This window comes from Stenotrophomonas sp. 10N36, assembly GCF_056395005.1.
In genome coordinates, this window is the sequence record NZ_JBFTIS010000001.1 from 742,710 (window position 1) to 766,186 (window position 23,477).

At 68.2% G+C, this 23,477-nt stretch carries 19 protein-coding genes; 11 read left to right on the forward strand and 8 right to left on the reverse strand.

What is annotated here, in order from left to right:
- Positions 1-121: 121 nt before the first annotated feature.
- The 11 genes from mqo to AC1DCJ_RS03475 all read left to right on the forward strand — a co-directional run bounded on the left by mqo (position 122) and on the right by AC1DCJ_RS03475 (position 13,118).
- Positions 122-1,819 (forward strand): malate dehydrogenase (quinone), encoded by a 1,698-nt coding sequence (gene mqo, locus AC1DCJ_RS03425; protein WP_313423947.1) that lies wholly within the window; start codon positions 122-124, stop codon positions 1,817-1,819.
- Between the two features lie 601 nt (positions 1,820-2,420).
- Entirely contained in the window at positions 2,421-4,613 is a 2,193-nt protein-coding gene (locus AC1DCJ_RS03430; protein ID WP_478070086.1) for a TonB-dependent siderophore receptor, read from the forward strand.
- A gap of 237 nt (positions 4,614-4,850) precedes the next feature.
- The gene (gene mdcA / locus AC1DCJ_RS03435; RefSeq protein ID WP_478070087.1) at positions 4,851-6,494 is read left to right on the forward strand and encodes a malonate decarboxylase subunit alpha; all 1,644 of its coding nucleotides are present in this window, start codon (positions 4,851-4,853) and stop codon (positions 6,492-6,494) included.
- 11 nt (positions 6,495-6,505) lie between these two features.
- Positions 6,506-6,826: a malonate decarboxylase acyl carrier protein gene (mdcC, locus tag AC1DCJ_RS03440; protein WP_038689767.1), complete on the forward strand. Its 321-nt coding sequence runs from the start codon at positions 6,506-6,508 to the stop codon at positions 6,824-6,826.
- Positions 6,823-7,731 (forward strand): biotin-independent malonate decarboxylase subunit beta, encoded by a 909-nt coding sequence (locus AC1DCJ_RS03445; RefSeq protein WP_478070088.1) that lies wholly within the window; start codon positions 6,823-6,825, stop codon positions 7,729-7,731. Before mdcC ends, AC1DCJ_RS03445 begins: the two co-directional genes overlap by 4 nt.
- A gap of 2 nt (positions 7,732-7,733) precedes the next feature.
- Positions 7,734-8,438, forward strand: a complete 705-nt coding sequence (mdcE, locus tag AC1DCJ_RS03450; protein ID WP_038692426.1) for a biotin-independent malonate decarboxylase subunit gamma — start codon at positions 7,734-7,736, stop codon at positions 8,436-8,438.
- Complete coding sequence (gene mdcG, locus AC1DCJ_RS03455) at positions 8,431-9,081, forward strand: malonate decarboxylase holo-[acyl-carrier-protein] synthase (protein ID WP_478070089.1); 651 nt, start codon at positions 8,431-8,433, stop codon at positions 9,079-9,081. Before mdcE ends, mdcG begins: the two co-directional genes overlap by 8 nt.
- Positions 9,078-9,935, forward strand: a complete 858-nt coding sequence (mdcB, locus tag AC1DCJ_RS03460; protein ID WP_478070090.1) for a triphosphoribosyl-dephospho-CoA synthase MdcB — start codon at positions 9,078-9,080, stop codon at positions 9,933-9,935. The genes mdcG and mdcB overlap by 4 nt, the downstream gene beginning before the upstream one ends.
- Positions 9,932-10,852 (forward strand): malonate decarboxylase subunit epsilon, encoded by a 921-nt coding sequence (gene mdcH, locus AC1DCJ_RS03465; protein WP_478070091.1) that lies wholly within the window; start codon positions 9,932-9,934, stop codon positions 10,850-10,852. The genes mdcB and mdcH overlap by 4 nt, the downstream gene beginning before the upstream one ends.
- Positions 10,853-10,938: 86 nt before the next feature.
- Positions 10,939-12,306: an SLC13 family permease gene (locus tag AC1DCJ_RS03470; RefSeq protein WP_038689777.1), complete on the forward strand. Its 1,368-nt coding sequence runs from the start codon at positions 10,939-10,941 to the stop codon at positions 12,304-12,306.
- Between the two features lie 92 nt (positions 12,307-12,398).
- Positions 12,399-13,118, forward strand: coding sequence for a GntR family transcriptional regulator (locus AC1DCJ_RS03475; RefSeq protein ID WP_448135453.1), 720 nt, complete (start codon positions 12,399-12,401; stop codon positions 13,116-13,118).
- A gap of 254 nt (positions 13,119-13,372) precedes the next feature.
- On the opposite strand, the gene AC1DCJ_RS03480 is transcribed toward AC1DCJ_RS03475, so the two are convergent.
- The 8 genes from AC1DCJ_RS03480 to AC1DCJ_RS03515 form a co-directional block, all read right to left on the reverse strand.
- The gene (locus AC1DCJ_RS03480) at positions 13,373-14,602 is read right to left on the reverse strand and encodes an MFS transporter (protein WP_478070132.1); all 1,230 of its coding nucleotides are present in this window, start codon (positions 14,600-14,602) and stop codon (positions 13,373-13,375) included.
- A 204-nt stretch (positions 14,603-14,806) separates the two neighbouring features.
- On the reverse strand, positions 14,807-15,478 hold the full coding sequence (locus AC1DCJ_RS03485) for a class I SAM-dependent methyltransferase (RefSeq protein ID WP_038689782.1): 672 nt from the start codon (positions 15,476-15,478) through the stop codon (positions 14,807-14,809).
- Between the two features lie 195 nt (positions 15,479-15,673).
- Entirely contained in the window at positions 15,674-16,402 is a 729-nt protein-coding gene (locus AC1DCJ_RS03490) for a DNA-formamidopyrimidine glycosylase family protein (RefSeq protein ID WP_478070092.1), read from the reverse strand.
- Positions 16,395-17,135: a DUF72 domain-containing protein gene (locus AC1DCJ_RS03495; RefSeq protein ID WP_478070093.1), complete on the reverse strand. Its 741-nt coding sequence runs from the start codon at positions 17,133-17,135 to the stop codon at positions 16,395-16,397. Before AC1DCJ_RS03495 ends, AC1DCJ_RS03490 begins: the two co-directional genes overlap by 8 nt.
- An 11-nt stretch (positions 17,136-17,146) precedes the next feature.
- The gene (locus AC1DCJ_RS03500; protein ID WP_038689788.1) at positions 17,147-17,581 is read right to left on the reverse strand and encodes a pyridoxamine 5'-phosphate oxidase family protein; all 435 of its coding nucleotides are present in this window, start codon (positions 17,579-17,581) and stop codon (positions 17,147-17,149) included.
- Positions 17,582-17,721: 140 nt separating this feature from the next.
- Entirely contained in the window at positions 17,722-19,110 is a 1,389-nt protein-coding gene (locus AC1DCJ_RS03505; RefSeq protein ID WP_478070094.1) for a CehA/McbA family metallohydrolase domain-containing protein, read from the reverse strand.
- 73 nt (positions 19,111-19,183) lie between these two features.
- Positions 19,184-22,234, reverse strand: a complete 3,051-nt coding sequence (locus tag AC1DCJ_RS03510; RefSeq protein WP_478070095.1) for a TonB-dependent receptor — start codon at positions 22,232-22,234, stop codon at positions 19,184-19,186.
- Positions 22,235-22,425: 191 nt separating this feature from the next.
- Positions 22,426-23,472 carry a FecR family protein gene (locus AC1DCJ_RS03515; protein WP_478070133.1) on the reverse strand — a complete coding sequence of 349 codons (1,047 nt, stop codon included), beginning with the start codon at positions 23,470-23,472 and terminating at the stop codon, positions 22,426-22,428.
- Between the last annotated feature and the right edge of the window lie 5 nt (positions 23,473-23,477).

Genomic DNA, 23,477 nt, shown 5'->3' on the forward strand with positions numbered 1-23,477 from the left:
TGCACCAAATCCGTACCAGAAAGGGCTAAAATCCGATCCAGGAAGCCGCTTTGAGCCCGTCTTCACAGGCTTGCGTGCCAACAGCGGCATCCTTTCCATATCTCCCCCCTTTGAGATTCCCATGAAAAAACTCGCGAAGGTCGTCCTCGGCCTGTTCGTGCTGCTGCTATTGGTGGCGGCCGTGTTCCTGTACTGGCCGCTGCATCAGCGCTCGGTCCCGGCCGCCGGCAACGACAAGCCGGTGGACGTCGTGCTGGTCGGTGGCGGCATCATGAGCATCACCCTGGCCACGTTCCTGCAGGAGCTGCAGCCGGACTGGAACATCCAGGTGTATGAACGCCTGGACGGCGTGGCACTGGAAAGCTCGGACGGCTGGAACAACGCCGGCACCGGCCATTCGGCCTTCGCCGAGCTGAACTACACCCCGGAACTGCCCGATGGCAGCATCGAGACCAAGCGCGCGGTGGGCATCGCCGAGCAGTTCGAGATCTCGCGCCAGTTCTGGTCGCACCAGGTGAAGGCGGGCCGGCTCAGCCAGCCGTCGGACTTCATCAACCCTACCCCGCACATGAGCTTCGTCTGGGGCGATGACAACATCGCCTACCTGCACAAGCGCCAGCAGGCGCTGGTGAAAAACCCGCTGTTCTACGGCATGCAGTACTCCGAAGACGCCGCGCAGATCAAGCAGTGGGCGCCGCTGCTGATGGAAGGCCGCGACCCGAAGCAGAAGGTGGCCGCGACGTGGATGCCGCTGGGCACCGACGTCAACTTCGGCGTGATCACCCGCCAGCTGACCGCCGGCCTGCAGCGCAGCCCGAACTTCCAGCTGCACCTGCAGCACGAAGTCGGCGCGCTGCGCCAGAACGATGACAAGACCTGGAACGTGACCGTGAAGGACCTCACGTCCGGCACCGAGTCCACGATCAAGTCGCGCTTCGTGTTCATCGGTGCCGGTGGTGCGGCGCTGAAGCTGCTGCAGCTGTCGGGCATTCCCGAATCGAAGGATTACGCCGGCTTCCCGGTGGGCGGCCAGTTCCTGGCCTTCCAGAACCCGGCCATTGCCGGGCGCCACGCGGTGAAGGCCTACGGCATGGCCGAAACCGGTTCGCCGCCGATGTCGGTGCCGCACCTGGATGCGCGCAAGCTGGACGGCAAGCCGGTGGTGCTGTTTGGTCCGTTCGCGCTGTACAGCACCAAGTTCCTCAAGCACGGTTCGTGGTTCGACCTGTACTCGTCGGTGAACCACAACAACGTGGCCGGCATGCTCGACGTGGGCGCGGAGAACCTGGATCTGGTGAAGTACCTGATGGGCCAGGCGCGCTTGAACGACGCCGACCGCCAGGCCGAACTGGTGAAGTACTTCCCCAACGCCAAGCGCGAGGACTGGAAGCTGGTCACCGCCGGCCAGCGTGTGCAGATCATCAAGCGCGATCCGGAGAAGGGTCCGGTGCTGCAGTTCGGCACCGAGATCGTGACCGACAAGGACCACACCCTGGCCGCGCTGCTGGGTGCCTCGCCGGGCGCCTCGACCTCGCCGCCGATCATGCTGGACCTGTTGAAGAAGGCGTTCCCGCAGCAGATGGCCGCCGGCTGGGAAGCGCGCCTGCAGCAGATCGTGCCGTCCTATGGGCGCAAGCTCAACGAGAGCGCGGCGCTGACCAACGAGATCCGCCGCCAGACCAGCGACACGCTGAAACTGCCCTACCTGGACGTGCCGGTGGAGACCTCGCCGGCGGTGATGCTGACCCCGCCGCCGGCCAACGCGCCGGCGCAGAAGCAGAAGAGCCGCAACGCCAACGAGGAGCTGCAGGCGCTGTAACGCCTGCCGCATGCGTGAATCAGATCCGGCCCCATCGTGGGCCGGATTTTTTTTGAGATCTTCGCCCCTGATTAAGCGGGGTAAGTAAAAGCGTGCTTTGACGTTTTGCGGGCGCGGTTGTTGGCGGATCGGGCGCTGGGCCCCGATATCCTTTCCGGCGAATGTCCTCCGGCGTCGGCCTGCGGCCGCCCCCTCCCCCTTTATTTCGCCTCCAAGGGCTACGGGGGCCCTCACGCTCGCAACCTGCCCGATCGCAGATGCCAGCCGATCCACGGCGTCTGCACACCCGGCCACCCGCGTAGCGTCGTGCTCACTCCGCGACGGCTCTTGCAACACGACGCTCCCCTCAGAGGGCCTCCGGCCGCATTCAGTATTTGTAAAGAGAATGAGAACGCTTTACATTTACGCACCCCTGCGCTGCCGGCGCGGGCCTGGACGGCCTCAATGGACTGCCGCCGGGCCTGCTGCACGCCCCACGGCCGCAACGGCGCCACCCGATGGCTCCCACCCCAGAAGGATCTACCGCCTGGCGCCCCCGCGCCCGGCGTGCTGTGCCTGCCACCTGCCGTTTTCCCTCCCGAGACTCTGTCGAGACCTGCGCATGTCCCTCCGCGATCGTTCGCCCCGCCCCCTCCGCCGCGCCCCGCTGGGGCTGGCCCTGCTCTCCGTGCTGTCGCTGGCCTCGCCCCTGGCCCAGGCCGACACCGCTGCCGCCGCCAGCGATGCCAAAACCCTGGACAAGGTCAGTGTGCTGGGCGACCGCGCCGCGCCGTCCAGCACCACGCGCCTGCCCATCAGCCTGCAGGAAACCCCGCAGTCGTCCAGCGTGATCGGCCTGCAGCGGCTGCAGGACGAATCGCTGTTCAGCCTCAACGACGTGATGCGCAACGTCACCGGCGTCAGCGTGTCCTTCTACGACACCCAGCGCCCGCTGTACTACGCGCGCGGCTTTGCCATCACCGATTTCCAGGTGGACGGCATTCCCACCTACAGCGGCTCGACCAACCAGGAATACGACACCGCCTTCTACGACAGCGTGGAAGTGATCCGCGGCGCCAACGGCCTGCTCAGCGGTGCCGGCGTGCCCTCGGCCACGGTCAACCTGCTGCGCAAGCGCCCGGGCAAGGAGTTCGACGCGTCCTTCTCGGTCAGCGCCGGCAGTTGGGACTACCGCCGCATGGAAGCGGACGTGACCGCGCCGCTGACCGCCGACGGCCGCTTCCGCAGCCGCGTGGTGGCCGCCTATACCGATCGTGATTTCTATTACGACCGCTACAAGGAAAACAAGATGGCCGGCATGGCCGTGCTCGAAGGTGACCTCACCGACAGCACCACCGTGACCGTGGGCTACCAGACCCAGGACAACAACCCGGTTGGTTCGACCTGGGGCACCGTGCCGTTCTTCGACAGCCAGGGCAACTTCGCGCACCTGCCGCGCTCGACCAACGTGGCCCCGAAGTGGAGCTACTGGCAGCGCGAAACCAGCACCGTGTTCGCCAACCTGGAACAGCATTTCGGCGAGAACTGGCTGCTCAAGGTCAACACCGCCTACACCCGTGGCAACGTGCAGAACGTGCGCCTGTACGGCACCGGCTACCCGGACCCGGCCACCGGCGCGGGCATCTACCTGCGTACGGCCGCCGGCGATTCGGAAGACACCCGGCGCAACGTGGATGCCTACCTCAGCGGCACCTTCAATCTGTTCGGCCGCGAGCATGACGTGACCCTGGGCGGGCAGTGGTCCGACCTGGAAAGCACCACCAACACCCTCGCCCTGAACTACCCCACCGACTGGGCGCGCTGCGGCACCGAGCGCTGCTACTACATCCCCAACATCCGGTCGTGGGACGGCGACGTTTCCGAAGTGACCTACACCCGTACCGGTGCCCGACGCGTGGCGCGCACCCGGCAGAGCGGCGTGTACCTGGCCACCCGCCTGCGCCTGGCCGATCCGCTGTCGCTGATCGCCGGCGCGCGCCTGAGCCGCTGGGAGACGCTGACCCGCGCCTACAACGTGGCCGGTGCGTATACCGCCACCAGCGGCGCCTACAAGGTGAAGGACGAAGTGACGCCGTACGTGGGCCTGGTGTATGACATCACCCCGCAGTTCTCGGTCTACGGCAGCTACACCGAAATCTTCAATCCGCAGAACTTCAAGGACAAGAACGAGAACCTGCTGGCGCCGGTGCAGGGCTCCAACCTGGAAGCGGGCATCAAGAGCCAGTGGTTCGACGGCCGCCTGACCGCCAACGCGGCGGTGTTCGAGGCCAAGCAGGACAACTACGCGATGCGCGACATGAGCGTGCCGGACGGCTCGCTCAGCGACGGCAGCTCGGCCTACATCGGCGTCAACGGCACCAAGGCGCGCGGCTGGGAAGTGGACATCAACGGCGAGATCCTGCCGGGCTGGACGGTCAATGCCGGCTTCACCCACGTCAAGGTGACCCGCGCGGCCACCGACCAGCTGTACGCCAACCCGGCCGAAGACCTCCTGCAGCTCAACACGCAGGTGCAGCTGCGCGGTGCGCTGTCGCGCCTGAGCGTGGGCGGCGGCGTGCAGTGGCAGAGCAAGGTGCAGGGCTACAACATCCCCTACCCGCTGGGTGGCACGGTGACGGTGAACCAGCCGGCGTACGCGCTGGTGCAGTTCAACGCCAACTACCGCATCACCGACAACTGGACGGCCACCCTGAGCGTGCGCAACGCGCTGGACAAGACCTACTGGGCCAACCTGGACTACAACAACTACGGCGAACCGCGCTTCGTGGCGGCCAGCCTGCGCTGGACGTTCTAAGGCTGCCGGGGATCATGGGATTGCCGGCCAGCGGCCGGCACTACCCGGACCACACACGTAGAGCCGGGCTCTGCCCGGCTGCCTGACACCGGCCGGCACAGCCCGGCGCTACGGCGTCCCACGCCATCAACCTGAACAGGCCCGCCGCTCGGCGGGCCTTTTTTTTGCTGCGCTGCGGGTTGCACACCGCTCCGTAATTATGGCGTAATTATCTCAACGCCAATCGGAAGTCCGTCGATGAACCCGAGCTGGGACACACTGGAGCGCGGCCGCCAGGCGCGGCTGGAACGCGCCGCGCCATGGGCCAACGGCCGTGAGGTGGCGGCCGGCGATATCGCCGAGTTGCTGCACGCCCTGCTCGAACCGGGCGACAAGGTCTGCCTGGAGGGCAACAACCAGAAGCAGGCCGACTTCCTCGCCCAGGCCCTGGCCGACCTCGACCCGGCGCGGGTGCACGACCTGCACATGGTGCAGTCGGTGCTGTCGCTGCCCGCGCACCTGGACGTGTTCGAGCGCGGCATCGCCTCGAAGCTCGACTTCTCCTTCTCCGGGCCGCAGTCGGTACGGTTGGCCAACCTGGTCGCCGAAGGGCGCATCCAGATCGGCGCCATCCATACCTACCTGGAACTGTTCGGCCGCTACTTCATCGACCTCACCCCGCGGGTGGCGCTGGTGGCCGCGCAGGCGGCGGACCGGCACGGCAACCTCTACACCGGCCCGAATACCGAAGACACCCCGGTGATCGTCGAAGCGACCGCCTTCGGGGGCGGTATCGTCATCGCGCAGGTCAACGAGATCGTCGATACCCTGCCCCGCGTCGACATCCCCGCCGACTGGGTCAACTTCGTGGTGCAGGCGCCGCGCCCGAACCACATCGAACCGCTGTTCACCCGCGACCCGGCACAGATCTCCGAGATCCAGGTGCTGATGGCGATGATGGCCATCAAGGGCATCTACGCCGAGTACGGGGTCAACCGGCTCAACCATGGCATCGGCTTCGACACGGCGGCGATCGAATTGCTGCTGCCTACCTATGCCGAATCGTTGGGGCTGAAGGGAAAGATCTGCCAGCACTGGGCGCTCAATCCGCACCCGGCGCTGATCCCGGCCATCGAGTCGGGCTTCGTCAAATCGGTGCATTCGTTCGGCTCCGAACTGGGCATGGAGAAGTACATCGCGGCGCGCGGCGATGTGTTCTTCACCGGTGCCGACGGGTCGATGCGGTCCAACCGCGCGTTCTCGCAGACCGCCGGCCTGTATGCCTGCGACATGTTCATCGGCTCCACGTTGCAGATCGACCTGCAGGGCAACAGTTCCACCGCCACCCGCGACCGTATCGCCGGCTTCGGTGGCGCGCCCAACATGGGCTCGGATGCACGCGGTCGCCGACATGCCAGTGCTGCCTGGCTCAAGGCCGGCCAGCAGGCCGCACGCCCCGGCGACATGCCGCGCGGGCGCAAGCTGGTGGTGCAGATGGTGGAAACCTTCCGCGAGCACATGGCGCCGGCGTTCGTCGATCGCCTGGATGCGTGGGAACTGGCCGAACGCGCCGCGATGCCCCTGCCGCCGGTGATGATCTACGGCGACGACGTCAGCCACGTGCTCACCGAAGAAGGCATCGCCAACCTGCTGCTGTGCCGCACCCCCGAAGAGCGCGAACAGGCCATCCGTGGCGTGGCCGGCTACACCGCGGTGGGCCTGGGCCGCGACCGGGCCATGGTCGAGAACCTGCGCGACCGCGGCGTGATCCAGCGCCCCGACGACCTGGGCATCAACGTACGCGATGCCAGCCGCGACCTGCTGGCCGCGCGTTCGGTGAAAGACCTGGTGCGCTGGTCCGGCGGTCTGTACGACCCACCCAAGCGCTTCCGCAACTGGTAAGGGACAGGCCCATGGAAACCCTCACATATCGATTCGACGGCACCACCGCCGTGCGCTTTCCCACCGAGGCGGTACTGGTCGGCGTGCTGGCGTCGGGCAACCTCGAAGTGCTGCTGGAACCGGCCGCGCTGGACGGCGCGATGGCGGTCCACATCGTCACCGCCGCCAAGGGCTTCGGCACCATCTGGGCCGCCGTCATCGGCGACTTCGCGCAGCGCCATCCGCTGCGTGACGTGCAGGTCTCGATCAACGATGCCGGCGCCACCCCGGCCGTGGTCAGCCTGCGCCTGGACCAGGCGGTGCAGACCCTGCGCAGTGGAGCCCAGCCATGAGCATCGCCCACCGCCACAGCTATTACGAAGCCGATGCACGCGAGCGCATCGCCGGCCTGCTCGATGCAGGCTCGTTCAAGGAACTGCTGGGCCCGGCCCGTCGCGCGATGAGCCCGCACCTGGCGCAACTGGACCAGCCCGCCGCGTTCGACGACGGCATCGTGGTGGGCGAAGGCCTGCTGCGCGGCAAGCGTGTGCTGGTGGCCGCACAGCAAGGCCACTTCATGGGCGGCGGCGTGGGCGAGGTGCACGGCGCCAAGCTCACCGGCCTGCTGCGCCGTGCCGCCGAACAGCGCCCCGACGGCGTGCTGCTGCTGCTGGATACCGGCGGCGTACGACTGCACGAAGCCAATGCCGGGCTGATCGCCATTTCCGAGATCATGCGCGCCACCCTGGCCGCGCGTGCCGCCGGGGTGCCGGTGATTGCCCTGATCGGCAGCGGCAACGGCGCGTTCGGCGGCATGGGCATCGTGGCGCGCTGCTGCACCACGGTGATCATGTCCGAAGAGGGGCGTTTGTCGCTGTCCGGGCCGGAGGTGATCGAAACGGTGCGCGGCGTGGAAGAGTTCGACGCCCGCGACCGCGCCCTGGTGTGGCGCGTCACCGGCGGCAAGCACCGCTACCTGATCGACCAGGCCCAGGTACTGGTGACCGATGCGATCAGCGCGTTCGCGCAGGCCGCCTTCGATGCACTGGCGCCCGATACCGACAGCACCGACACCGATGCGGCACTGGCCGCCTTGCAGGCCCGCCATGCCGCATTGCAGGCACGGGTGCAGGCCTGGGGCGGCTGCCGGGATGGGCTGGACATCTGGGCGTTGCAGGGCATTGCCGATCCGCAGCAGCTGCCGCTGCTGGAAACCGACGCCTTCCTTGCCGCCACCGCCGCCCGGAGACTGCCATGAGCATGCCCTTGAACACGCTGCTGGATGCGCTGTTCCCGCGCGGGCACGCCGTCGCGGTGAACGATGCGGTGCTGACCGGCAGCGCCAGCACCGACGAAGGCGAGGTGACCGTGATCGGCACCACCGACAAGCTTGAGGTCGGCGTGGACCATGCGCTCACCCTGGCCGCCGCCGTGCTCGCCAGTACCGCCGCCGATCCTCGGCGGCCGATCGTGATGCTGGTCGACACCGCCGGCCAGCGCCTGGCCCGACGCGATGAACTGCTGGGCATCAACGGCTACTTCGCCCACCTGGCGCAGACGCTGGACCTGGCCCGCCGCCGCGGCGCGACGCTGGTCACCCTGGTGTACGGCGAATCGGTGAGCGGTGGGTTCCTGTCCTTCGGCCTGATGGCCGACCACATCCACGCCCTGCCCGACGCACAGGTGCGGGTGATGGACCTGCGCGCCATGGCGCGCGTCACCAAACAACCCCTGGAAAAGCTGCAGGCGCTGAGCCAGAGCTCACCGGTGTTCGCGCCCGGCGTGGAGAACTACGTGGCCATGGGCGCGGTGCACACGGTGTGGGAGCACGACCTGGCCCAGGCCCTGCTGGAAGCGCTGCGCACACCCGCCGACGGCGATCGCCGCGCGGTCCTCGGCGCGCAACGCGGCGGTCGTACCCTGGCCGCGTCGGTCGCTGCGGCGGTGGTGGCCGGCGATGCCTGAGCAGCCTGCCCGCCACACGCTGGTGTGGATGTCCGCGCAGGCCCACTGGCGCGCCGACGTGCCCGCGCAGGACCCGCGCCTGGCCACTTGGTTCGCCCAGGGCTGGCCGGCGGTGGTGGCGCGCCGCGCCGCCGACGATCCCGATCCGCGCGTGCGCCTGGGCGTGCCGCTGCCGCCGAACGAAGGCAAGCAGCGGCTGGCGTTGCGCGTGCCGCTGCAGGACATCGCGCGGCAGCAACCACCGCTGGCGTTGCACGCGCTGATCGCTCGCCCCGACCGCCTGATCAGCGCCGAGTGGTACATGGCGCTGCAGGGACTGGACGCGATCGCACCGGCACGGGTGTTTGGCGCGTTTGCCTGGCAGGCCCTCACCGGGCTGCCCTATGTGCACGCCCAGTCGGACATCGATCTGCTGTGGCAGGTGCACGCGCCGGAAGTGGCCAACCGCCTGGTGCAGCGGCTGCAGGCGTGGGAAGTGCGCGAGGGTCGGCGCGTGGATGGCGAGCTGTGCCTGCCCGGCGGCGCGGCGGTGAACTGGCGCGAGTACGCCGGCAGCGCGCGGGAGGTGCTGATCAAGCGCATCGACGGCGCCATGCTGGCCCCGCGCGACACCTTGTTCGTGCCCGCCGGTGTTGCCGCATGAACGCCGTGGTACAGGCGCATCCCCCGGCGGCTGCACAGGTCGACTGCGCGCGCCTGGGGCGGCTGGCCATCGTCAGCCTGCACGCCGAACTGGCCTGCGCGCCCAAGCCGGGGCTGGTGACGCCGTTCGACTGCGGCAGCCACACCGACATGGATGCCGGCAGCTTCCTGCGCAGCCTGTTCGCGCTGCGCCACTATTTCCGCCACGTGGCCCAGGCCGGCGCTGACAGCGCTCCCTTCTCAGTGTTGCGCGGCCATGGCATCGCCGCCGAAGCGGCGATGCTGCGCGCCACCGGCGGCATCAATACCCATCGGGGCGCGATCTTCAGCCTGGGCCTGCTGGTGGCCGCGGCGGCCGCCTGCCGGCGCGAACGCGGCGGCGTGATTACCGCCGACGCCGTGTGCATGGCGGTGCAGCGCTGGGCGCCGGCGCTGGCCGTGGCCCCGCTGGATCCAAACAGCCCCGGCCAACGCGCACGTGCACAGCACGGCATCGCCGGGGTGCGTGAGCAGGCCATCGCCGGCTATCCGCTGCTGCGTGACATCGGCGTGCCCGTGCTGCGGAACGCGCTGGCGGCCGGGCTGCCGCGTGAGGCCGCGCTGTGCCACACCTTGATGCACCTGCTGGCCCACACCGATGACCTCAACCTGCTGCATCGCGGCGGTGCGCAGGGACTGGCGTGGGCACGTGCGCAGGCGGCGAGCTTCATCGCCGACGGCGGCACCTTTGCACCGCACTGGCGTACCCGCCTGCAGCAGCTTGGCGATGCCTTCGTGGCGCGCCGGCTCAGCCCCGGTGGCAGCGCCGATCTGCTGGCCTGCAGCTGGTTCCTGCTGCAGCAGGAGCGCGTATGAGCCTGGCCCTGCTCTGCCCCGGCCAAGGTGCGCAGCATCCGGCGATGTTCGACCGGGTGCGCGACCTGCCCGCCGCGCGCGAGGTGCTCGACACCGCCTCCGCGCTGCTGGGCCGCGATGTCACCGCAGCGGCAGCGGCAGACGATCGGTTCGACAACACGGTGGCCCAGCCGCTGCTCTGCGCGGCCAGCCTGGCGCACTGGCACGGCCTGCGCGAGCGGTTGCCGCCGCCTGCGCTGGTGGCCGGCTACAGCATCGGTGAACTGGCGGCGCAGTCGATTGCCGGCAGTTTCAGTGCGGCCACCTGCCTGACGCTGGCGTCCCAACGCGCGCAGCTGATGGATGCCGCCAGCCCGCCCGACGCGGGCATGCAGGCGGTGCTGGGCCTGCCGCGTGCCGCTGTCCAGGCGCTGTGCGAGACACACGGCGCGTACATCGCCATTGCCAACGGCGCTGATCATTTCATCTTGGGCGGGCGTCTGCTCGCGCTGCATGCGCTGGCCGCTGCCGCCGTGCAGCAGGGTGCCGACGTGCGCGTGCTGCCGGTGTATGTGCCGGCCCATACCCCGCTGCTGGCCAGCGCCGCCGACGGCTTCGCCCAGGTACTCGCGCAGGCCCCCTTGCAGGCGCCGCAGCTGCAGGTACTGGCGGGCATCGATGCACGTCCGGTGCGCACGCGGGCCGCGCTGGAACAGAGTCTGGCCGCGCAACTGGCGCAGACCATCGAGTGGGCGCAGCTGATGCGCCAGGCATTCGAGCGCGGCGCGCGGGTGTTCCTGCAGCTGGGTCCCGGCACGGCGCTGGCGCGCATGGTGGCCAGCGCGTACCCGTGCTGCGAGGTGCGCGCGGTGGAAGAGTTCCAGCAGCTGGAGGGCGCGGCGGCGTGGGTACATGCCGCGCTGGGCCGGCAGCAATGAAGGTGGGAGTTGCCTGTAGCACGCCGTAACCCGGGATGGCGGGTTTCCATCCTTGCTGTACGCGAGTCAAGTGTCTGGGAGGGCGCATGAGTCCACAAGTCGCAACGATCATCGGTCTGGTGATCATGTTCATCGTCGCCACCGCCTTGCCGATCAACATGGGTGCGGTCGCGTTCGCGTTGGCCTTCATCATCGGCGGCGTGTTCGTCGGCATGGAAGGCAAAGAGGTGCTGGGCGGATTCCCCGGCGATCTGTTCCTGACCCTGGTCGGCATCACCTACCTGTTCTCCATCGCCCAGAAGAACGGCACCATCGACCTGCTGGTGCACTGGGCGGTCCGTGCGGTGCGTGGGCGCATCGTGGCCATTCCGTGGGTGATGTTCGTGGTGACCGCTGTGCTCACCGCATTCGGTGCGCTGGGACCGGCCGCGGTGGCGATCATCGGTCCGGTGGCGCTGCGGTTTGCCAAGCAGTACAAGATCAACCCGCTGCTGATGGGCCTGCTGGTCATCCATGGCGCGCAGGCCGGCGGTTTCTCGCCGATCAGCGTGTACGGCAGCATCACCAACGGCGTGGTGCAGAAGGCCGGGCTGGAAGTGACCGAGATGGCGGTGTTCCTGACCAGCCTGGGCTTCAACTTCATGATGGCCACGATCTGCTTCTTCGCTTTCGGCGGCGTGGCGCTGCTGCGGCGCGGTGCGGTGTCGGTGGGCGGTGGCGTGGGTACGGCCGAGCTGGCGATGGCCGGCGGGCCGCAGGCGTCGTCGCGGCAGTTCGCGATTGAAGGCCACGGTGCGCTGGTGTCGGCCGGTGGCGGCACGCTGTCCAACGACCCCGATGCACTGGAGGCGGTGGGCATCACCCGCGAGCGTGTGTTCACCCTGATCGGCCTACTCGGGCTGGGCGTGGCCGCGCTGATCTACAACCTCAACGTCGGCCTGGTGTCGATCACCGTTGCGGTGGCGCTGGCGCTGCTGTCGCCGAAGAGCCAGAAGGGCGCGGTGGACGGCATCAGCTGGTCCACGGTGCTGCTGATCTGCGGCGTGGTCACTTACATCGGCGTGCTGCAGGAAGCCGGCGCGGTCGACTTCATCGGCAACGGCGTATCGCAGATCGGCATTCCGCTGCTGGGCGCACTGCTGGTCTGCTACGTGGGCGGCATCGTCTCGGCGTTCGCCTCGTCGGCGGCCGTGCTGGGCGCCACCATCCCGCTGGCGGTGCCGTTCCTGATGCAGGGGCACCTGGGTGCGGCGGGCGTGATCTGCGCGCTGGCGGTCTCCTCGACCATCGTGGATGTCAGCCCGTTCTCGACCAACGGTGCGCTGGTGGTGGCCTCGGCCGCCAAGGAAGAGCGTGAATCGCTGTTCCGCCAGTTCCTCATCTACAGCGGCCTGGTGGTCGCCTTCGGCCCGCTGCTGGCCTGGCTGGTGTTCGTGGTGCCGGGCTGGATGTAAGGGCACGTGCTGTCGCCCCCTGACTCAGGGGGCTTTCCACCCGGAAGCATGCTGTCAGGGCCGGTCAACGAACGGAGGGATTACAATTCCGCATGGCCATTGCTCCCGCACCACGCTCGACCAAGAAACGCGCCCCGCTGTACGAAGAAGTGGCCGAGCACGTGCGCGAGCGCATCTACGACTACCGCCTGCCCCCGGGCGAGTGGATCGACGAGCCGGCGCTGTGCGAGGAACTGGGCATCAGCCGCACCCCCCTGCGCGAGGCGCTGAAGCTGCTGGCCGCCGAAGGCCTGGTGCAGATCGATGCCGGGCGTGGGTGCCGGGTGACCCGGTTGACCCTGGAAGACCTGAACCAGCTGTTCCCGGTGATGGCGATGCTGGAAGGCCGTTGCGCCCACGAGGCCGTCAAACATATCGACGACGCGGGTGTACAACTGCTGGAAGAGTTGCATGCCGCCATGGAGGCCGCGGCCGCCGAGGGCAACATTGCCGAGTACTACCGCAACAACTACCGCATCCACGAGACCGTGCAGCACTACGCCGGCAACCCGTGGCTGATCCGCATCACCCACGACCTGCACCGCATCCTGAAGATGCACCGCGGTCGCCAGCTGCTGGCACCGGGTCGTACCGCGCAATCGCTGGCCGAACACCGTGAATTGCTGGCGTGCTTCCGTGAGCGCGATGCCGAGGCGGCCGAACGCACCATGGAACGCCACCTGCTCAGCCAGGGCCAGGCGCTGGCCGCCTACGTCGCCTCGGGCGGCCTGCTGAACGTGCCCGCGCCACTGCCCACCGAGGGTGGCAGCTGACCTTGTAGTGCCGGCCGCTGGCCGGCTCCTCGCAGACCCGCCTCCCCGGTAGTGCCGGCCGCTGGCCGGCTCCTAACGATCCAACATGGTGCAGAGCCGGCCAGCGGCCGGCATTACCGGTGTGCGCGATGTTCCGGGTAGGTACCGACCAACGGTCGGTACCTACCCGGGTGTGCGCGATGTTCGGGTGCAGGGCGACGCAGCGACCACCGGTCGATGCCGCACCGTGGTCGTACGCGCCCACCCAACGGCCATCACCGCGGCGGACGGGTTTCGCGCAGGGTCCACATCACCGGCAACACCAGCAGCGCCACCACGGCGATCATCGCGCCGGGCACGGCGGCCCAGCCGGTGTGGCGCACCAGCAGTTCGGCCAGCAGCGGGGTGGCGCCGCCGAAGAACGCGGTGGCCATGGTGACCCCCAGCGCCAAACCGCTGAGGCGGCCTTCGCCGGGAAACTGTTCGGCGGTGGCCGGTGCAGCCACCGCGCTCACGCCACCGGCCAGACAGGCCAGCACCACCGCCGCGCCGCCAATCAACCAGGTATTGCCCCCGGCCATCAGGCTGAACATGCTCAACGGCAGCAACGCCGACAACAGCGCCAGGGCGATCAATACCGGTCGCCGCCCGATCCGATCAGACAATGCGCCAGCCAGCGGGGTCACCACGATCACCGCCACCGCGGCCACCGTGGACAGCCACAGCGCCTCCGATTCCCCCACCTCACCGGCCGATCCCAGGAACGCCGGCACGTAGGTGATGCCCACGTAATAGGTGATCGAACCGAGTGCGGAGATCGCGAAGGTGCGGGCCACCGCGCCCCGGTGGTAGCGCCAAGTGTCACGGATCGGCGAGGTGGGCACCGTGCCGGCCGCCTGTTGCCGCTCGAACTCGGGCGATTCGTGCATGGTCGAGCGTGCCAGCAGGATCGCCCCGGCCAACGCAGCGCCGACGAAGAACGGAATGCGCCAGCCCCACCCGTCCAGCTGCGCGGTGCTCAACACCGCCACGGTCAAGGCCGACAGCGCCACCGCCAGCAGCGCGCCGACCTCGCTGGCCGCCGAGGCCAACGAGGTAACCAGGCCACGCCGGCGGGCGGGCGCGGTCTCCAGCAGGTAGGCCACCACGCCGGTGTATTCACCACCTACCGAAAACGCCATCAGGCAGCGCAGCAGCAACAGCAGCACCCCGGCGCTGGCGCCGATGCTGTCGAAGGTGGGCAGCAGCGCGGTGGCCAGCATCGCCAAGGTCATCAGCAGCATCGAGGCCAACAGCATGTAGCGCCGCCCGAAGCGGTCGCCGAGGTGGCCGAAGCACAGCGCGCCCAGCGGGCGCATCAGGTAGGACACCGCAAACCCCGCCAGCGTGGCCAGCATCGCGTTGTCGCCGCCGCCAAAAAACACCCGCGACAGCACCGTGGCCAGGTACAGGTACAGGGTGAAGTCGTACCACTCCACCACGGTCGACAACCCGGCCACGATCATCGAACGGGTACGCGCCGGGGCCGGCGACGGCGCGCTCACCGGCACCGCCAACGCGCGGGTGCGCTGTCGACACGACAGCGGAACAGACTCGACGGCATCGCTACTCCCAGCTGCAGTTGAATGCCGCCGAGCCTACGATATGCGACCGCGCAGCAGGCTCACGCAGTCACCACATCGCGACCGCGCAGAAACCGCCGGACCACCTCAGGCCGCCTGGGAGGCCGCCTCGCGCGTGTAGCGCAGCAGCCGCCCGCGCCCCGGCGCATCGCCTTCGTCGTCGAACAGGCCGTAGGCCTCGTCCACGGTATAGCCCTGCGCGGCCATGGCACGCGAGAACGACCCCACGTTGCCGCGCCCCGGATCGGTGAGCAGCAGTTCGGCGGTGGGCCGTGCGTGGCGCTCCATCATGCGGGCGATCTGCAGCGCGTGGCCGCGCTCGTACAGCACGTCGCTGCCGATGATCAGATCGAAGCGACCGAGTGTCGTATCTGGCAGTTCCCACGGCAGATCGCGGTAGTGCAGCGCGGGCAGGTCATTGAGCCCCGCGTTGTAGGCCAGGAACGATTCGGCCAGCGGATGGTGGTCGCTGGCCACCACGTCGGCGCCGCGATGGGCCAGCACCAGGCTGGCCAGACCGAGCCCGCAGCCCAGTTCCAGCACGCGTTTACCGGCCACGTCGAAGCTGTGCATCGTTTCGGCCAGCACGCGACCGGCCGGCCAGATCTGGCCGAACAGGCTCCACAACGAGGAATGGATGCCGGCGCGCTGGGCGCGTCCGGTGGGATCGGCGAACTGTTGCAGATCACTGAGCGCGCGGATACGGAAGTCGTGACCACCGACCGGGATGGTGAGAATGCGGGTGGTATAGCCCGGCATGTGCGCTCCGTTGGACACGGGGAGCACGGCGGCCCTGTTGGACGCCGTACCCGAAAAGTGGAGCGAAGCGGGCGGTCAGGTGCGGACCGCGCAGGACGCGCGTAATGGCGTGTGACGCAGCCATCCTACAGCAGCCTGGCCACCGGCAGTTTCACCCGTCTGATGCCTTCCACGGCGGCCCAGACAGCCGTTGTGTCAGTACTTCACCTGGCAGTTGGGGCAGAAGAAGGTCCGCCGCTTGCTGCGCCCCGGGTAGGTCTTGGATAGCGGCCCGCCACAGCACGGACACGTCCGTTTGGTGTGCACCTGCCAGTGCTGGCGCAGCGTGCCGGCCTTCTTCCACGCCAGGAAGGCCTCGCTGTAGGTGCGCGCATCGGCGATCACCTTGCCCAGCGTGCGTGGCGGAATGCTGCCCACCGTCGATTCGGGATGCACGCGGGTGCGGAACAGCACTTCGTTCTTGATGATGTTGCCGACCCCGGCAAAGAGCGCCTGGTCCAGCAACGCATCGCAGATCAGGGTGTCCGGCTGCTGCTTGAGCCGGCGCCGGGCCAGGCGAGGATCCCAGTCCGGCGAGAGCACGTCGCCGCGCCAGTCGTAGGTGTCCTCCAGCGGTCCTTCGATGTACTTCAGCGACGAGGCGTAGATGTTCAACTCGCCGTTGTCGAACTGCAGCGACACGCGCGGCGGTGAGGACTTGCGTTCGTCGATGCGGTAGCTGCCGAACATCAGCATGTGCACGCGCAGGCTGAAGCCGCTGAACTGGATCAGGAAATGCTTGCCCCAGCTGCGCAGCGCCAGCACCCGCCGCCCTTCCATGCGGGTGAGGTCCAGGCTGCTGTTGCCCAGTGCGCGGCGCACGGTCTTGCCGCGGAACTTGGCGGCGGCTTCGCGCAGAATGACGATGGAGGGGCCTTCAGGCATGCGTGACGATCTCCTTCAGGCGCAGGGCATTGGCGATCGCAAAGCCATGGGCCGTGTTGTCGAAGATCACCCACGGTGCCTGCGCCTGTCCGGGCTGCTGCGCGACCTGTGTCGCCAGTTGGGCCAATGCGGCATCGGAGTAATCGCTGTAATACATGCGCGGCGAACCGTGCCAGCGCCAGTAGCACCACCCCTGCGTGCCGCCCGGAAGCGCGGCGGCGGCAACGCGTGCCGGATCCACTGCGGCGCGGGAAATCGCGTGGCACTGCAACAGCGCATCGGCCTGCGTGCTGAACCAGCTGGCATGGCGGGGCTCGCAGACCACAGGCACCGGGGTGCGTCGACGCAGCGCGCGGAAAAAGCTCCCGGCGCGGCGCGTGTCCAGGACCAACGATGGCGGCAACTGCAGCAGCAGGGCGCCCAGCGTTGCCCCCAGCCCGCCGACCTCGTCCAGGAAGCGGTCCAGCAGTGGGCCCACGCCGACCAGTCCGGAATCGTGCGAGAGGGTCCGCGGCAGCTTTACCGAGAAGCGAAAGTCGGCCGGTACGGTGGCCGCCCAGCGCGCGTAGGTCGTGCGTTGGTGCGGCCGGTAGAACGAGGAGTTGATCTCCACCACATCAAAGCGCGTGGCATAGCGCGCCAGCAGGCTGTCGCCGGGCCCGAAGTGCGTGGCGTAGCGGCTGGGGATCGACCAGCCGGCACACCCGATCTTCGGCATACGCGACGCGGCCATGCCTGCCCCCCTCAGCGCAGGATTTCGCCCTGGTCTTCCCCATCCCAGTAGTGGATGCGCGCCGCAGCCACCTGGATCAGAACCAGCCCAGGACTGTCCACGCCCTGCTCGAACCAGCGCTCCAGGTCTTTCACCCAGTGCTGCTGCATGACCGCCTTGTCGCGGATCAGCGTCGCCCTGCCCTGCACCGCCACGAACAGCGGCGGCTTGCCCAGCAGCGACTTGCTGCCGGTGAAGCTCAGCGCCACCTTCGGATCGTGCGTGATCTCGCGGACCATGTCGGTGTCTTCGGTGGTGAAGAACCAGCTGTCGCCGTCGTAGTCCACATCACCGTTGTTGCTCATCGGCCGCGCCGCGATCTCGCCGCTGTCGGCATGGGTCTGCAGCATGGTGAAGTCGATGTTGGCCATCTTCTTGGCCAGTTCGGGCAGGGTCAGCGTGGTCATGGCGGATCCGGGTTGGGGACAGGCTGCCAGCGTCGGCCGATGGCAGTGACCGTGCCGTGGAGGCGCGCTGTCCTGGCCTTCACGCCGTGCCGTCGAACGAGCGACCGTATCGGTCGAAGCCAGCCACGCATGGCGTGGCGCTACCGGGGGACGGTGTCGATGAACACGGGGTTGGCGTAGAACCACAGGTCCTGCCACGGGTCTTCACCCTTCAGGTCGGCCAGCGGGGTGGGCTCGGCCGTGTTGCTGCCGCGGGCGCGCACGAAGCCACCGTTGGCAGGCACCGGCAAGGTCCAGGTCACGCTGTACCACTGGCCGTCGCGCTGCCAGTCGGCGGCGGTGAAACGGCGAGTCAGCATCTGTGGCCCGCCGTCGCCCGGGCTGCCCACGATCAGCTGAAGGTGTTGCAACGCAGGGCGCTGGCCCACCGCGTTGGCGACGGTGGGCTGATGCACGCGCAGCTGCACCCGCATGCGCGCGCCGCGCTTCATCGGCAGCGTGTCGCCCATGCGGCCGACCGGGCCGCTGCCGTCGTCCGCCTGTACCTGCAGGTCCAGCGCATCGATCAGGTCGCCGGTGACCGCGAACGTGCGGCCGCCGCGCAGGCCGTCCAGCACGTCATCGGCAACCGGTCGCGCCCAAACGTAGGTCTTGCTGTACTCGCCCGGATCGAAGTCGCTGCCGCCGTCGCGCTGGTTCACGTGCGAATCGGAACTGGCGGTGACCCAGAAGCGGCGTCCCTCGGCCAGCATCTGGTCCCAGACGCCCCCCACCGTGGCGGTCATCTGGTCGAAGCCACCGAAGGTGGGCGCGGCGCCGTTGCGGTACAGGCCACGCTCGTCGCGCGTGGCCTGGTGACCGGGGGCACCTTCCATGCCCACCAGCACCTGCGGCGCCGCATCGTGCCAGCTGCGCAGCTCCTGCGGGGTAACCTCGCCCCATTGCCCGACGCCAGTGGCGGTGCGCGAGGGATGGTTGATCAGCATCAGCGGCAATGGCGAGAGCGTGCGCAGGTGCGACAGCGCGGCCAGCATGTCCTGCTGGGTATCACGGCTGCCGTCGACCAACGGCTCGCCCCGGCTGAAATCCCGCTCCACCGTGACCAGCTGGTCGCGCTCGTCCGGCCCCGGCGCAACGATCAGCGACGCGTGCTCACCGGCCGGCACGTCGAACTCCATGCCATTGAACTGGATCAGGCCCGGCACGTCGGCGCGCGCCTGCAGCAACGCCGGATAGGCATGATCCCTGGTCACCGCCGAGTGGCCCGGCCCACCGTGGTCGGTATGCACCACCCAGCGCAGCCCGAAGGCCTGTGCCTGCACGGCGTTGCGGCTGCGGGTGTAAGACGAATCGCCGCCGCGGATCGGCGTGGGCGGGGTGGTGCTGCGGTCCCAGTCCACGCTCCACTCGCTGTGTACGTGGTGGTCGCCGGCCAACCATTGGCGGCCGTCGTCCGGCGCGATGGAGGGAACGGCGGCCGACGCCGGGCCGGCCGCAAGCAGTGCGGCCAGCAGAATCAATTCACGCATGGGTGTCCTTGTTCATGTAAGCCGGCACACACGCGGCCGAGCGCGTCGGCCGCGTGTGCAGGGCATGCGGCGGTCAGAAGTCGGCGCGCAGGCCCAGGCTGATGCGACGGCCGGAGGCTTCATACATGGTCGGGAACGACGGATCCATGGTGTAGCCGCTGGTGATCTCGTTGGTCAGGTTGATGCCTTTCAGACTGACCTTGAGGGCGTCGGTGATGCGGTAACCGATCGATACATCCAGCTGGCCGTAGGCATCGCGCCAGATCGGGTACATGTCATAGCCGATCGATTCGACGTACTCGTCCTTGTGGTTGTACGACACCCGGGCGTCGAAGCGGCTGTTCTCGTAGTACGCCGTAAGGTTCCAGGTTTTCTCCGACAGGCCCGGCATCGGCGTGCGGATGCCCAGCGAGGACTCGCCCGCCAGCGAGCTGTCGAGCATGGTGTAGTTGGCGTTGATGCCGAAGCCATCCAGCAGCGGGTGGAACATACCCAGCGGCAGCTGCGCCACCAGCTCCACGCCGTCCACCTGGTAGGCCCACTTGGCGTTGACCGGCTGGTACACGTCGAAATCGTAGATGCCGTTGAGGCTGCCGTTGGCGTTGTACACCGCCACGTCGGGCACGATCCCGGTGAAGGAGTTGATGACCACGCCGTCGATGTTCTTACGGAAGTACGAGGCGGCCAGCAGGGCACCGTTGTCCAGGTACTGTTCCAGGCCCACTTCCCACTGCTTGGCATAGGTGGGCTTGAGGTCCGGGTTGCCGTCGGTGAAGCGGAACGAGCTCCAGCTGGCGGTGCGCTTGTAGGCGATGTCGGTCAGCGCCGGGCGCATCATGGTCTTGGACGCCGCCGCGCGCAGCAGCAGTCCATGGGCCAGCTCGGCGGTCATGTTCAGGCTGGGCAGCAGGTCGTCATAGCTGCCATCCTTGGACACCGGGGTGTCGGTGTAGCCGGTGCTGCCGTCGGGGCGCTGGATGGGGTGGTAGCCGAACGAGGTGACCGCAGTGTCCACGTAACGCACGCCTGCATTGGCGGCGACCGGGACGCTGCCGATGTCGAAGGCGAAATCGGTCATCGCATACAGGCTGGTGACCTTCTCATCCACCTGGTAGTACTGCCCTGCATCGAAGGGAGTGTGGAAACCGGGGTAGCGGAAGGCGCTGCGTGCGTAGTCGTTGGAGACCTGCTGCCAGTCGAGGTCCTTGATGGAGTAGTCACCGCCGGGAACGATGTCGCTGATCCACTGCAGCGGGCTGTCGGCCAGGGTGCGCGTGTTCACCCAGGCACTGTCGCCGGCGGCGGGACCGGTGATCTTCAGCTCACCGTACTGCCGCTGCTTGGACTTGTCGGTGTAGCGCGCGCCGAACTTCACGCTGTGCAGCGCGGGCAGGAAGGCCAGGTCGAGCATGCGGGTGACGTTGACCTGGGCGGCGTACTTGTCGTCCTTGACCTTCTCCAGCGTGGTTTCGTAGGCCTCGAACAGGTACTTGTCCGGCGAGTTGTACATGTCAAAGCCGTTGGACGCGGCGCTGGGAACGGTTTCGCCGCTGCGCCCGGTCCATCGGGTCCGCGACGGTGCATACGCCACATGCTTGAGGTTGGAAAAATCGGAGGTCTTCTCGGCGCCGGAGAAGCCGGCCATCGCGTCGACGTGCCAGTCCTCGCCCTTCCAGTCCAGCGCCACGCTGTACTGGCTGTAGTCGGTCTTGTTGATCCGTTCCTTGCTCAGCATCTCGTGCTGGGTGGCGGTGTAGGACACATCACGCAGCACCACCATGCCGTACTCGGCCAGGGTGCTGGCATCGTAATCGTGGATGGTATCGAGCGTGCTGCGGCTGGAGGCCGAGTACGCGGCGGCGTCGTACTCGTCTTCGGTGGTGTCGTAGCCGCCCAGCATGGCGTCGAAGGTAACGCTGAAGGTGCTGCTGGGTTGGTACTGCAGCGACGCGGTGGCGCCCCACTTGTCCTGCTCGTTGAGGTAGACGCGATCGCCCACCTTGTCCTGGAACACGATCAGATTGGTTTCATCGGTGTTGGTGCGGTTCTGCACGTTCACCCCGGCGTCGCGCGCCAGTACGGCCGCCGCCTGCGTACCGCGCGTGCCGGACGCGCCGAGGAAGCGCGACATCGGGCGGAAGTTGATGCCCGAGGTGGAATCGGTGCGGTTGGTGCGCTTGGCCTTGGAGAAGGACACCAACCCGCCCCAGTCGCCCCAGGTATCGGCAGCCAGGAAGGCAAACCGCGGATCCACCTCTTCGGAGATGCTGTTGTGCGCCCCCTCGGCCGACAGCACCAGCTTGCGTTCCTTGTAGTCGAACGGCCGCGCGGTGGAGATTTTCACGGCGCCGGCAATGCCGCCCTCTTCGTCGGCGGCGGTCGGTGACTTCTGCACCGTGACCTGCTGGATGATCTCCGAGGCGAACATGTCGAACTCGACGTCACGCCCGCCACTGCCCGAGGCGGTGGCCAGGTCGTTGATCGACACCAGCGTGTACTCCGACGGCAACCCGCGCACGTTGACCTTCGTGCCCAGCCCCTTGCTGCGCTCGATGGTCACGCCCGGCACGCGCTGCAGCGCTTCGGCCAGGTTCTGCTCGGGAAAGTCGGCCACGTCGCTGGCCACGATCGAATCGGAGAAGCCGATGTTGGCGCGCTTGAGGTCCACCGCCTGTTCCAGGCTGCGGCTGTAGCTGCCGGTGACCTGGATGGTTTCCAGGTTCTGCGCGCCCATGCCTTCCGCAGTGGGTGCCATCGGCGTGGCCGCGGCCAGTGACGGTGCAGCCGCGTCCGGCAGGGACGAGGTTGGCGTGCTGCCGGTGTCCGCTTCGATGGTGACCGTGGTCGCATTGAGATAGCGGTAACGCAGCCCGGTGCCCGACAGCAGCCGCGCCAGTGCCGCATCGGCCGACAGCCCGGCCTGCACGCCGGGGGAGCGCGGGTTGCCCGCCACCTGCGCGCTGTACACGAACTGCAGGCCGGTCTGCCGCGACAGGGCATTCAGTGCGCTGTCCAGCGGCTGGGCGGCAATGGCCTGCGTGGCAGCACGGGCGGGGTCGGCGGCGGCGGTGCCGGCGGCCACCTGCAGGGCAAGAGCAATCGAGAGGAACAGAGTGCGACGCATCGTGGAATCCAGTCTGGGAATGGCGGTGGCGCGCAACGGGATCGTTCGCGCATGCCCTGACTACGACGGTGCACAGCGCGGATCGGGCACCGCTTTGTTGATGAATTTTTTCTGACAGCGCGCTGGCCGCACGTGCCGCGCTACTGACATCGGCATGCAACATTTTCCTGCGCAGCACCGCCTCGCAATGCTCAGTGTTCGTATGCGCCGTCGTGGGCGGGGGCACGGGTGCGCACGTAGATGCCCTGGCCTGTTTCTGTCGTGGTGAGCGTGGGCTGCTGGTCCAGGAAGGCACGCAGCGAGGCAAGATCGCCCGCGCGCAGGTTGCCGGTCAGACGCAGCGCGCCGGCGGCGTCGCTCACCAGCAGCCGCTGCTCGTTGATGCGGTTGAAGCGGTCGGCCACCTCACGCAGCGGCACATCGCGGAACACGATGCGCCCCTGCCACCACGCGGTCATGGTGGCCGGATCCTCGCGGTCGATGCGCACGCGCTGGTCGCGGTAGTCCACCTGCGCCGTCTGGCCGGCCACCAGATCGGCCAGCATGCGGCCCCGCCCGCCGTCGCCACGCACCTGCACGCGGCCTTCGCTGACCCCGATGCGGGCCTGCTCACGCAGCAGCGAAACGTCGAACGTCGTACCGATATCGGTCACCTGCAGACCGGCGGCGTGCACGGCGAAGGGGCGGCGGTCAGCGGCGACCACGAAGCTTGCCTGGCCGCGTTCCAGCTCCACGCGGCGGCCCAGCAGGGTGTACCGCACGCTGACCTCGCTCTCTGCGTTGAGGTGCAGCACCGTCTGGTCGGGCAGCACGACCTGGCGTGGTGCGCCATGCGCCGCGATGTAGTGCAGGTTCTGCGGCCACGCCAGGTGTGCCCCGATGCCCAGTGCCAACAACAGGGTTGCCGCAGCCGCCAGCCCAGGCAGATGCCGGCGCGCACGGCGCGGCGCGGGCGCCGGTGGCGAACTTCGCCGCAGCGGCAGGCGGACCACGTTGTCGCCGGCCTCGCTGGGCGCCGGGGCGGCAATCAGTGCCTCCAGGTCGATGGGCATGCTGCGCAGCGCGTCGCCCAGAGAGCCTGCCACCTGACTGATGGCCATGTATTCGCGCAGGTGGTCAGGCGATACCAGCAGCCACTGCATGAAGGCGCGCTGCTGTGCCGCGTCCAGCGCACCCTCGCGCTGCAGCGCGTGCCACCGCGCGGCCGCGGCGGTCAGCGCCGACGGATGGCGGCGAATCTCGT

Bases quoted from the DNA above. Each gene is read 5' to 3' on its own strand.
- mqo (WP_313423947.1), top strand. From the start codon at position 122: ATGAAAAAACTCGCGAAGGTCGTCCTCGGCCTGTTCGTGCTGCTGCTA.
- AC1DCJ_RS03430 (WP_478070086.1), top strand. From the start codon at position 2,421: ATGTCCCTCCGCGATCGTTCGCCCCGCCCCCTCCGCCGCGCCCCGCTG.
- mdcA (WP_478070087.1), top strand. From the start codon at position 4,851: ATGAACCCGAGCTGGGACACACTGGAGCGCGGCCGCCAGGCGCGGCTG.
- mdcC (WP_038689767.1), top strand. From the start codon at position 6,506: ATGGAAACCCTCACATATCGATTCGACGGCACCACCGCCGTGCGCTTT.
- AC1DCJ_RS03445 (WP_478070088.1), top strand. From the start codon at position 6,823: ATGAGCATCGCCCACCGCCACAGCTATTACGAAGCCGATGCACGCGAG.
- mdcE (WP_038692426.1), top strand. From the start codon at position 7,734: ATGCCCTTGAACACGCTGCTGGATGCGCTGTTCCCGCGCGGGCACGCC.
- mdcG (WP_478070089.1), top strand. From the start codon at position 8,431: ATGCCTGAGCAGCCTGCCCGCCACACGCTGGTGTGGATGTCCGCGCAG.
- mdcB (WP_478070090.1), top strand. From the start codon at position 9,078: ATGAACGCCGTGGTACAGGCGCATCCCCCGGCGGCTGCACAGGTCGAC.
- mdcH (WP_478070091.1), top strand. From the start codon at position 9,932: ATGAGCCTGGCCCTGCTCTGCCCCGGCCAAGGTGCGCAGCATCCGGCG.
- AC1DCJ_RS03470 (WP_038689777.1), top strand. From the start codon at position 10,939: ATGAGTCCACAAGTCGCAACGATCATCGGTCTGGTGATCATGTTCATC.
- AC1DCJ_RS03475 (WP_448135453.1), top strand. From the start codon at position 12,399: ATGGCCATTGCTCCCGCACCACGCTCGACCAAGAAACGCGCCCCGCTG.
- AC1DCJ_RS03480 (WP_478070132.1), bottom strand. From the start codon at position 14,602: ATGATCGTGGCCGGGTTGTCGACCGTGGTGGAGTGGTACGACTTCACC.
- AC1DCJ_RS03485 (WP_038689782.1), bottom strand. From the start codon at position 15,478: ATGCCGGGCTATACCACCCGCATTCTCACCATCCCGGTCGGTGGTCAC.
- AC1DCJ_RS03490 (WP_478070092.1), bottom strand. From the start codon at position 16,402: ATGCCTGAAGGCCCCTCCATCGTCATTCTGCGCGAAGCCGCCGCCAAG.
- AC1DCJ_RS03495 (WP_478070093.1), bottom strand. From the start codon at position 17,135: ATGGCCGCGTCGCGTATGCCGAAGATCGGGTGTGCCGGCTGGTCGATC.
- AC1DCJ_RS03500 (WP_038689788.1), bottom strand. From the start codon at position 17,581: ATGACCACGCTGACCCTGCCCGAACTGGCCAAGAAGATGGCCAACATC.
- AC1DCJ_RS03505 (WP_478070094.1), bottom strand. From the start codon at position 19,110: ATGCGTGAATTGATTCTGCTGGCCGCACTGCTTGCGGCCGGCCCGGCG.
- AC1DCJ_RS03510 (WP_478070095.1), bottom strand. From the start codon at position 22,234: ATGCGTCGCACTCTGTTCCTCTCGATTGCTCTTGCCCTGCAGGTGGCC.